1 protein-coding gene and 1 pseudogene are annotated in these 2357 nt (G+C 53.0%); both read left to right on the top strand.

The genetic code is table 11. The annotated features are described in order from the left end of the window. The first annotated feature begins 518 nt into the window (after nt 1-518). Entirely contained in the window at nt 519-1748 is a 1230-nt protein-coding gene (locus EN749_RS34215) for an acetyl-CoA carboxylase biotin carboxylase subunit family protein (protein WP_128364834.1), read from the top strand. 449 nt (nt 1749-2197) lie between these two features. Continuing rightward, nucleotides 2198-2357, top strand: a pseudogene (locus EN749_RS38345) (MATE family efflux transporter); the annotation flags it as partial.

Raw genomic sequence — 2357 nt, 5'->3', positions numbered from 1 at the left:
GAGCAGGGCCCTCGTCGCTTCATTATCGACCATTGGCAGTCACGTTCCCCAAGGGGAGGAAATGACGGTCTCTTCCTGGGCCATGGCTGCTCCTGCAAACAATAGTGAAACAAGTGCGCCCACAATGATGGTGCGCATTGCGGCGCGTCCACTGTCGGCCCGCATCCGGCGGCAGCGGCACAGCCGCGGGCGTGCTCGCTTCCACGGTCGACGTCCGCTCGACAGCCAGATACTTCGGTAGCGTCCACTTAAATCTAAGCGGACACTAACGCCTCAAGGTAAGCGTCAGTAGCGGCCACCGTCGTATGCGTACCAAACATCAAGGGTGTTAAAAGTCCACTCGGACGCACCCTAGCAAAGTTTAGGACTTTGCAACAAAACCTTCGTTAAAAATTCACAGATCTTTGCGTTTGAAAAGCGCTGAGGGTGATATCGTCGCTGAAGAGTAGTAAATCAGATGCGGCCAAAACCGTCGGTTCACGATCGGTTTGTCGATTAGACGAAGAGGGTATCAGCACATGGCGAGAAGAGCTCTTGTTATGCTCGAAGCCGCTAGCAATAGCCTCAGGTATGTCCAAGCTGCAAGGAGTATTGGTCTCCACCCAATAACTTTGTTAACCGACAAATCGCAGTATCAATACCTTCATAACTCTGGAAGCGAGGTAATTTTTGTCGAAGGTCGCGATGTAAACGCTTTCGTCCACCAATGTTCAAAGTTACGAATGACCTATGATATCGCTGGAATTACCAGCCCGTCGGAAGAGGTCTATGCGACGGTTGGGTATCTCTGCCGGCATTTCAATCTACCGGGGCCGAATCCCGTGTCGATCGAACGGTGCTGCAAGAAATTCACTCAACGTCGGCTCCTTGGGGAGGCCGGCGTTCCAATACCTGCTTATCGCGTAGCGGCAAATACGGTGGACGTAGAAAACGCGGCGGCGGAGATTGGGCTGCCGGTAGTTGTAAAGCCAGCGGTAGGCGTGGGCAGTAGCGGTGTTCGATTGTGCCGTAAAATGGATGAGTTGTGCGAACATACGAGCTCTCTATTGGCCAGAGCGTATGCGTCACAATCCTTACCACGAATACTAGTCGAAGAATTCGCACGGGGAAGTCATTATAGTATTGAGTTAATGGGTAATGAAGTCATTGGGGTCACCGCCGCTGATTTCGGTGACCCGCCACATTTCGTCTGTCGTCAATACGTCTGCCCGGCCCCGCTAGCTGCTGAAGAGCGTAAACGCATCGTAGATATTTCGCTGAACTGTTTGCAGGCCCTCGGCCTTGGCTGGGGGCCAGCCAACATTGATCTACGTTGGACGAGGCTTGGTCCTGTCGTCATTGAAGTAAATCCGCGTCTTGCTGGTGCGCCGAATCCTCAACTGATTGAGCTTGCTTACGGTATCGATCTTATTGCGGAACACATTAAGCTAGCTATAGGGGAGGGAAAGGAATGTCCATTGCGCCGACGGCATTCGCATGTTGCGGCTGCGCGGATTCTGGTTCCTGATCGAGATGGCACTCTCGACTGGATCAGTGGCGAAAGTCGAGCTGCCGCTGTACAAGGCGTGGCCGAGCTCAAGTTCGATGTTGCACCGCTTACTCCAATCGTCAGGAAAGGCGATTATCGAGACCGGATCGGATATGTAGTCGTCGCTTCGCCAACTCCTGCTCGAACTAAGGCGATACTTCAACGGGCAGTCGACTTAATCAATTGGTCGATCACGCCATTCACGGCAATCGGCAAATAGCAACCAGCGGCTTCTACCTACAGACACCAGCGAGTGGAGGAATTGGCAGTCATGGTCGCTAAATGTAGTTCAATATAAGAGAGCGACAGGCTGGGTTCGTAGAAGAGCTCGGGCCCGAAAGAGAAGCGTGTATATGGCGGTTGGAGAGAACGACAATGGTTGTCGACGCGCGGTCGGTCGTCGGCCGCACGATAAGTGATCTGCAATAGATCTAGGTGTCGCCGGAGATAATCATCGCTAGTTCGGCCGCTTGCCACCGATGATGCCACTTAGGGGCTACAGGCCTAAAGCCAGCTCTGAGAAGTGCGAAAGCAAGGTGTCACAGACAGTTAAGCTGCTACTATTGAGATGTATATCCAGAAGGACCGAAGGTGGAACTGAAAGCACCCTTTCTCGCCTCTAAGCCGTTCCGCGTTACGCATTGGCATGTCCTTGCGATCAGTATTCCCATGTCCCTTGCATATCTTACGACTCCGCTTATCGGTCTCGTCGATACTGCTGTGGTTGGCCAGTTCAGGGATGCCGCGATGCTTGGAGGGCTTGCGGCAGGAGCCGTTGTCTTCGATCTCATCTTCGGGACTTTTAATTTCTTACGCTCAGGTACCACCG

The sequence above is a fragment of the Mesorhizobium sp. M7A.F.Ca.ET.027.02.1.1 genome (assembly GCF_004022985.1).
In the GTDB taxonomy this organism is placed as follows: Bacteria; Pseudomonadota; Alphaproteobacteria; order Rhizobiales; family Rhizobiaceae; genus Mesorhizobium.
The sequence above is the reverse complement of the archived record's forward strand: the minus strand, read 5'-3'. Positions and strand labels throughout refer to the sequence as shown.